This is a genomic window from Gardnerella sp. 30-4 (assembly GCF_001641215.1).
GTDB lineage: Bacteria > Actinomycetota > Actinomycetes > Actinomycetales > Bifidobacteriaceae > Bifidobacterium > Bifidobacterium leopoldii.
In genome coordinates, this window is the sequence record NZ_LXJL01000094.1 from 1 (window position 1) to 9,397 (window position 9,397).

Consider the following 9,397-nt stretch of genomic DNA (forward strand, 5'->3'; position numbering starts at 1 on the left):
CAGATTTGAAGTAGTGACCTTACCGGATGAGTGCCGTGCCGGAGCGTTATTTGCTACGTTCTTCGCGTTGCTTGCATTTTGCTTTACAGAGTCTGAATCAGACTTATTCTCATTAGATTCTTGAGTTTTAGCAGTTTGGGTTTGCTGCTTATTGTCCTTAGAATCTTGCTCTTGTTCCTTCTTGTCGCTTTGATTTTGCTCAGTAGGTTCTTCTGGAAGTTGCTCAGGAAGAACGTCAGGAAGCTTATCAGGAAGCGGTGAAGGAGACGGCAAAGGAGACGGCAAAGGAGACGGCGTTGGGTTTCCTGTTGGGTTTGCCCCAGCTGTTCCTTTTGCTTCTGGAGAAGTAGACGTACCCTTCGTCGATTTTGCAGTAACTTCAGTATTGTCCTTTATCTTATTTGCTGGAATCGTTACTTTACCACTAGTTGGATCAACGGTTACGCCTTCTGGAGCTTTTCCGTCAAATGTTCACTTGCCGTCCGTTCCTTTCTTCACTCTGATTGTTACGAGTGTAGAAGGAGTGGTATCAGGCGCTGGTGTTGGGGTAGGTGTTGGGGTAGGTACTGGTGTTGGTGTTGGAACCAACGGGGAACCAGGAATAGAGATTCCAGGTATTTCACCAGCCGCTCCAGTTCCTTCAGGAGTGTATGTAATCTCCATAGAATCAGCGTCAGATGGTGGTGTAACAGTTGCAGAGCCCTGCTCGGCACCATCTTGTGGTGTTACCACAAGTGGCCTGTCTGTTGGGATAGGCGTTGGAGTTGGTGCAGGCTTCTCCTTTTCGCCAACTTTAGCAGTTACCACTTCTGACTTGCTCTTGCCAGTCTTATCGCTACTGTCTTCTGATTGCGCAGTAATAGTGCTACCGTGCTTAATCTTGTTTGCTGGAATCGTAACAACGCCAGTTTGCGGATCAACAGTCACGCCGTTAGGTGCAGAGCCGTCAATCTTCCACTCATGCTTATCGCCTTCAGCAACAACGGTAATCGTTGCGGTTGTTTCACTGCCTTCTGGCGTGTAGGTAATTACAACCTTGTTGACACGAGTATCCGTGAGATCCGGCGTTACGCTAGCGCCACCATTGGTTGGAGTGTCAATCTTTGGCTTAGTAATATTTCCGCCGATAGTAATATTTACACTATCGCCCGTCTTTGCATCATCACCCTTACCATTGGTTGGCGTGAGGGTGACGATAGCACCAGGCTTTTGCTTCGGGATAGTAATAGTGAAGTTGCCATCTTTATCTGCAACGCCACTTCCTATTTCCTTGCCCTTTTCGTCGGTAACAATTACCTTCGCGCCTGGAAGCGTCTTTCCAGTGATGATTTGTTTAGTAGAATCATATGGATTGTCTTTTAGCGTTTGCTTGGTAATCTGCGGAGTCTTAAAGCCGGTTACAGCAGTAGCAGGATCAGATGGTTTATCCGTCTTGTTCTTAGCTACTGCAGTAATAGTGCTACCGTCTTCCAAGTCTTTTGCCGGAATCGTAACAACGCCAGTTTGCGGATCAACAGTTACACCTTCTGGAGTGTCTCCGTCAATCTTCCACGTGCCGTCATCACCCTTCTTGACAATAATTGTCTGTTCTGGCTTTTCTGGACCGTTAAGCGGATTTGGCTTGTCGTTAATCACAATCTTGACAACGTTTTCATCGCCGTGTGGCGGTGTTACAGTTACATTTCCGCCGTTCTTGTGATCGTCGGTTGGTACCGTAATCTTTGGCTTTTGTGGCTTAGCAGTAACTTTTACTTCTACTGGAGTGCCTTCGTTATTACCCTTGCTTGGAACAAGCTCGAGTTTTGTACCAGGATCCTTCTTATCGATTTCGATAGTGAAGTTTCCGTCTTTGTTGGCATCTCCAGTACCAACAGTATTACCGTCATTGTCTTTGACAGTTACTGTGTTTCCTGGCTGAGTTTTACCAGTAATAGTGGTCTTATCAGGCTTATCCGGTGTGTTCTCGGCTTTGTCATCGTTGATAAATAGCTTGTCTTTATCCACAACGTTTACTTTTACTGTTACATTCACAGGAGTTGTAATATCCGGAATATTTACAACAACAGTTCCAGTTTGCTCACCAGTACTAGACGTTGATGGCTTACCGTTAGTTGCCCAAGTAAATGTGGTTTTCTCAGGGAAGTCACCATTATTGGCAATCATGTCTTTTGGATCCGGCAAAGCGGAGTCTTTTTGCACGTTTACCGTCTTGCCTTTTGGATTTGGCACAACGAGCACGTTGACTGGAATGTCAACATCTGGCTCGCCATCCACCTTAACAGTCACAATTCCTGGCTGGTTGCCAGTCTTTGACGTATCAGGCTTCTTCTTCCAAGAAATACTAGCATCCTTAGGTAGATTATTAATAACATCCTTTGGCTGAGGAGTGGTATCCTTGCCGTCAGTCTTTTGCAGCACGGTTACGTCTTTTCCTTCAGGAGATGCTGTAACAGTAATTTTTACAGTCACTTCTTTAGGCTTTTGTCCTGGAACAGTTACCACAACGTTTACTGTTTTTTCGCCAGTTGTAGATGTGTCTGGCTTGCCAGACTTTCCGTCTTTGCCTGTACCCCAAGTAAAGGTAGTTCCGTCTGGGAACTTATCCTTGTTCTCAATGCTGTTCTTAGGATCAGGATCGCTGTTCTGAATAACGGAGGTGTCCTTTGCCTTAGGCTCAGGAGTTACGTTCACAGTAACTTCTACATCAGCAGAAGTTCCAGGCTTTCCATTTACACCTGGAACAGTGACGGTTATTGTGCCTTTCTTGTTGTTGCCAGACTGTTTAGTATCTGGCTTAGTTTTCCACTCGAACTTAGTGCCCTTAGGGAACTTATTCTTATCGGTAGAATCCTTAATAACATCACTTGCGATTGGGAAATCTGTCCCATTTTGTGGAATGTTCACAATATTCGCTTCTGGCGTTGGCAAAACATTAACCGTTACAGGCACCTCTACAGGGGATTGACCTGGGAGGGTAACAATAATCTTGCTGTTCTTTTTGCCAGTATTGTTAGTGTCCGGTGTATCTTCCTTACTCCACTTGAACTGAGTGCCATCAGGGAATTTACTCTTATCGCTAGAATCCTTAATAACATCTTTAGCTTCTGGCAATTTGCCTTTTTGTAGCACGTTGACTTCAGATGCAGTTGGGTCAACAACGTTTACAGTCACTGGCACTTCTTGAGAAGGCTGATCTGGAACTGTTACAACAACAGTGCCTTGCTTGTTTCCAGCTGTCTTGGTGTCTGGCTTGCTGTCTTTATTCCACTCGAAGGTGGTTCCATCAGGGAACTTATCCTTATTGGAAATCATGTCTTCTGGCTTAGGTTCCACGCCCTTTGGCACAGTCACAACTTGCGGTTTTGGAGTCGGAGCCTTAATAGTTACAGGTACGTTGATAACAGTTGTTGATCCATCCGGATACGTAACTGTTACAGGCACTTCAAACTTGCCAGCCTTATCTCCAGCAGGAATCTTATCCTTATCGCCATCAGCAATAGAGTAAGTTGGCTTTTGTGTTTCGTTCGTTGGCCAGGTAGGAACGCTTACTTGGCTTGTAATGTCAGTGTCTGTTGGCTTTCCGCTGTCGATATTCTTTTCAAGTGGTTCAGCTTGTGGAGTATGCGTATTCGCATCTGTATCCTTAACAACCACATGAACTTTTACAGTGTCAGTTGTACCATCTGGGTATTTAACAATAACCGGTACATCGCTTTCGCCTGGAGTATTTGTATCTGGAAGCTTTTTTCCAGTTTCCACAGTCTTAGTCAGATGCTTTTTGCTATCACCACTTGGATAGTTAGGCACACTTACTTGATTAGTAATCTCGTCATTGCTAATCGTTTCGCCGTGCTTCTTCGTAAGAGTTTTAGCGGTTGGTTCGTAAGAGTCGGAATCCTTATTCAAGATTGTAACGTTTACGTCCACATCTTCGCTTGTTTTGTCCGGATAAGTTACTGTTACAGTTACCGTGTAAACTCCAGGATTTGACTTTTCCCCTGGAATCTTCTTAGTATCCTTGACTTTGTAAGAGATTTTAGTTGCATCTCCAACAAAGTGTGGAACTGTCACCTTATCAGTAATATCCTTCTCGCTAATAGTTGAGCCGTAAGGCTTTTCTAGCGTAGAAGACGTTGGTGTGTAAATATCCTTGTCAGTATCCCTAACTACCACTGGAACTTCAAGAACAACTTCTGACCCATCTGGGTATGTGACCTTAACAGGAACATTAGTTGTGCCAGTCTTAGTCATATCAGGCAAGTTGTTTTTGTTTACAAGCTCTACTTTTGTTTTGCTCTTATCCGGGGTCTTGCCATCAACTGTAGAAGTCTTTACAGCATTCTTAATGTCATCAGCGGTGATTTTATCACCACGGTTTTTCTTAACTTCGTTTGCGCTTGGTGCGTAAGTCTTAGTATCAGGATCTCCAGTAGTAACTTTTACAGTAACGCAAGACTTAGAGCCATCAGGATACTCAATATTAACGTTAATATTTACGTCGCCAGGAGTTGTACCATCTGGAATATCGTTAGCATTTTCAATAGTTACGGAAGTTGGTTTAGGTTTATTACCGTCAAAAGTAACGTGACTCTTTACTTCATCTTCGTTAGTTGTTTTACCATATTCTTTCGTTATATTAGTAACAGTTGGCTTATTTGTTTCGCTTTGTGGCTTGCCAATTGTTACCTTAACAACTGTATGATCTTCTGAACCATCCTTATACGTAATGGTTACAGGAATATCAAACGTGCCAGCTTTAGTTCCGTCTGGAATGTTATGTGTGTTGTCAATAGCAATATGAGCACCATCAGGAAGTGCTGTATCTTTACCAAAGCTAATGCCTTTATCCTTGCCAACACCAGTAATTTTATCGGATATGTTTTTAGTCTTTGGCTTCGAGTTGTAATCAAACGTAAGCGTATTGCCCTGTGGGTTGTAACTCTTGCTCTGTGGTTCGCCAATCTTAACTTTTACTGTGACATATCCAACAGAGTCATCGCTATACGTTATCTTTACAGGAACTTCATATGTGCCAGGTTCAGTTCCTCTAGGAATCTTGGTTTTGTCGGAAATCTCAATTGTTGTCTTTCCTGTAGGAATTTTGTTATTAGGCCAAGATATTCCGCCGCCATCAGAGGTGCTTGTTATAGAATCTTCTATTTGCTTTTGAGTAGAGCCGTAAGGCTTTTCTATTGTGTTAGATGTTGGAATATGTGTTCTACTAAGAGCAGTATCAATAGTGACAGGAACTACAACTTCCGTCGTGGAACCATCTGGATAAGCAACAATTGCTGTAACCTTAGAGTTTCCAGAAGTTGTGCCATCTGGTAATTTTTCGCCAGCTTTCACAGAAACTACCGGTTTCTTAGTTTGGTCTTTACTTATATAGTCAGTTGTTATTGCATCTTGAATGTCTTTAACAGTTACTGCTGTATTAAATGGTTTTCGGACTTGCTTTGATGTGGCTTTGTGTTCCTCTGCGCTTGTATATACAGCAATCTGAATAGGGAGTTCAGATCTATTACCAGCTTCGTCTGTTACAGTAACAGTACGACTCCAATATTGGCTTGTTCCTTCGTTGGTTGGTGCTGTGCCAGTTATATGCACAATAGCAGGGTTCTTAACACTGTGGTTGCTTGCATTGTCAATTTTTAGGGCAGTATTAGTAATTCCGCAATCAGGTACATTGTTATCCAAGCTTGCGCCGACTATTTTGCCAGTGTTGTCGTGAACTTTCAGTGTAAGGTCAAACTTCTGTCCGCGATGAACTTTCAGCAAGTAATGGTTTTTGCCTGCATGTGATGCTGTTCCTAGATCAGGCTTTTCAATAACAGGCTTAATAGTATCCGTAACAGTAAGCTTTGGCGAAACGTCTACGTGAGAACCGTCTGGGAACGTTATGCGAATTGTAGCAGTTGTATCTTTGCCAGGCTTATTCCAATCTGGTTCTTTAACCCAAGAATACGTGGTACCTTTTGGCAAATCTTTCTTGCTAGTTTCCGAGATACCATCCTCAGCCTTTGGATGATTGTTACTATTGCCGTCAGCAGGAATGTTATGAGTTATATCCTTTGGAGTAATCTTGCTAAACTTATCTGCTTGAGTGTGCACAACAAAGCGAATTGGAAGATTAGTTTTATTTCCAGAACCATCAACTGCTACAAGAGTCCTAGAGTACGCTCCGGCAGCCATGCCATTCGGCACATTGCCTGCAATCTTTATAGCTCGAGGATCATTTTCGGAACCAGCGCCTTGCTTTGTTGCAAAATCAGATGTAGTCAAGCCTGTTAATAAACTATTAATATTCAAATCTGTAACTTTGCCACTGTTGTCGGTTGCAGTTATTTTCAGTTCGCACTTGTCACCGTGGTACGTGTCAATCTTTGTGTAACTTGTTTTGCCTTCAGTAACCTTTTCGGTTACTTCAGTCCAAGTGTCACCAGGACCTTTCTTGTACACCTTTATTACTGGTTTCACTGTATCTTGAACTGTTACAGCTACAGGAATCTCCTTAGTTTCTCCTCCAGGAATGCTGACTTTTACTTTGCCTGGCTTTTCTTTCCCGGTTGAATTGGTTTCAGGTTTAGTAACCCAAGTGTATGTTGTTCCAGAAGGAACATTCTTGCTGTTTTCAAATATCTTCTTAGCATCATCACTAGTAAGTTCATGTCCTAAGTCAACGGTAATAGGATTTGCTTTCAGTTCGTAAGGCTGCTTAACTATTAGCTTAACTTCCTTCTCAGTTTTGTTTCCAGCAGCATCGGTAACTGAGAACTTAAGCTTGTGTTCGCCAACTTCGTTTGCTTTCATGCCGAGTATAGTAATTTTTACTTTGCGATCTTTTGGATTAGTTTGTGTTCCTTGGTAATCGATCTGCAAACGTGAAAAATCATTATTTACAAGTTGTAATAATGGAGTTGCAATATTGAAGTCGTCAATTTTAATATCATCTTTTGCTTCAAGATTAAAGCTTAAATTTTCTCCAACTTTTGCAGTTGCGTCGTTTGCTGTAAGTGTTGGTTTTTGTTTATCTTCTGTAGCTTGATGGTTTTCACTTTTATCGGAAGATAAATTGAAGGTATTTGTATGTTTATCCTGAGAATTGTTGTATGAACTGCTTGTAACTGCATATACGTTTCCTGCAGGTATGCCATTAGCTACAGTAATAATTGCCTTACCGTCTTTGATTTCGGTAGTAGAGCCAATTGCGTTATTGTTGGCATCGTATAAGGTAACCGTGTTTGTGGCGTCTGGTATAAACCCAGTGCCGACGTTTACTACTACTTTCTGGTTTTTAATTTTTGCGCGACCGTTCAAATCCGTTTCAATAACAGGTGTTTTCGGCTTAACGTTAAATGTTACAGTAGTGTCTTTGCGGCTACCGTCTGTGTAATTTACTCTGACAGTGTTATTAAATTTGCCAATTGTGCTGGAATTAGGCTTTCCGCCGTACCATTCGACTTTTTGCGGCTTAACTTTATTGCCAGAATTATTTTCGAGTGTTATGTAATCGCTTGGTTGTTTAAGTTTATCCCCAACGGTTACAGCGTTCTCGCTGCCTTTTGGTGCGTGCTCAAAAGCGAGTGGCTTTTTAACTATTACAGGAATGTTCACTAGATGGTAGGATCCATCTGCATATATGATTTTTGATGCGACTTGCAGAGTGTTACGAGAATGTTTGAAATGGCTTTCGGACAGTTTTGTCTTTGGCAACTTCTTGTCAATAAAAGTTATTGTACCTTTTCCATCATTGCCTTGAATCTGCTGCTTGAGCTCATCTTCGGTAAGCGTATGCCCCCAATCAACAGTAATTGGTGTAGCAGTTGGTTCTTTGTACTTCTTATTCAGGTTCCTAAGATGTACAGTGACTTTCTTTTCCGCTTTGTTGCCGGAAGCGTCGGTTGCAGAAACAGTAATCGTGTAGTCGGAGTTTACTGGCGTATTACCGTTCTTGTTCTCAAACTTAACGTCTTTAACTTCGTGGTTGTAGTGATTTTTTTCAGTCGCGTCAAAACCGTCGTTGCTCTTGTCTGTAAAGTTTGCGTTCTTTATGCTATCCGGGAATCCGCCTACAGAGAAATTAGTTACCTTTTCGCTATTGTCGGAAGTGCCGAAAGAGATCTTTGGCGACTCGCCCTGATACACGGTAATGCTACTGGAATCATCTGTAAGCTCCTTGCCATTAAAATACAGCTTTGGAGGGATTTTATCGCTTTTTGTGCGCTTAAGATTTGGTTCACTCCAGCGCTCACGACCAGAAATAAAGGTGTATGCGGAGTTAGTAGTAGTTCCATAACTACTCGTATTTGCTAATGTATAAGCATCTTGAATGTCGTCAAGAGTGACTCCTTGACGTAATTTTACTTTGCAATGCATGTGTACTGCGTAGTTGACGTTTGTGGTTCTTAAACCAATGCCATAACTGTACTTACTGTAAACACCTTTCAGTGTTGTAGCATTGCTAATGACTCCGTCGCCTGCATTGTTGTGGAAAGTAGCATTCAAATCTTGTCTGTTGCTGGCTCCCATACGTATACCTAAGGTATACAAATAGATAGAACCATTGTGATCATTATCCTTTCCTAAGAAACCAGTAACAAATGATTTACTATTATCTTTTTCGAACAAGCCAATGTCGCGTGAAAGAACAGCATTTGTCATTTGTGGATTAGTTTGATTGCGTTTATAGAAATCAAAGGAAACATCGCTTAATGTGTCACCTTTGTAAGAACCGTTACTATTTAAATCTGCAATTGCATAAGGAATCTGCCACATATATTGGTGTTGTGTAGAATGGGTGACCATAGATTTACCATCGTTGTTAAAGAACACATCGAAGACTAGGTATTGGTCGTTTCCATTCTTTTCAAGATGTGCGTACATATCCGATTTCTTGGTGGTGTTATCGTATTCACCTAAATCGGCTGTTGAACCAGTGTTTCCATTGCTGTTAGCAAAGCGATACCTCTGGAACTCAAGAATATTTGGCGTGTGCAACCAAGGAGTAGTAGTGTCTGCGCTACGCACTTCTTGCGCAAAAGCTGCCGTAGTTGGAGGAAGAAGAATATTAGAGGATGCGAGGATTGGCTGACCGCCTAAGCAAGTGGCGGCAGTAAGAACTGTGGCAAGTGTGCTCAATGACACCTTGCGCATGGTAGCAGACGCGGAAGTTGCGTTCGTTTTTGCTGCGTAATATGCGCATGTGTTTGCAAATGCGCTCGTAGCTTTTTTGCTAGAGAGCTTTTTGCGAGTGTTATTTGCCATAGTATTCCCCTTGTTTTGGTTTTAACTTTTACTTCTATGAGTGCGTTTTATTCTAAACTTATGTCCATTTTTTCTATACTTATTCGTTATTTTTTCATAACGAATACTGGCATAAATATTTATGCGCATGCAC

General features: G+C 42.1%; 2 protein-coding genes. Both read right to left on the minus strand.

Annotated elements, in window-relative coordinates:
• Positions 1–285, minus strand: a 285-nt coding sequence (locus A5294_RS06925) for a hypothetical protein (protein WP_231880202.1), incomplete at its 3' end; no start/stop codon positions are given.
• A gap of 186 nt (positions 286–471) precedes the next feature.
• Entirely contained in the window at positions 472–9,264 is an 8,793-nt protein-coding gene (locus A5294_RS05410) for a Rib/alpha-like domain-containing protein (RefSeq protein ID WP_231880203.1), read from the minus strand.
• Positions 9,265–9,397: the final 133 nt, after the last annotated feature.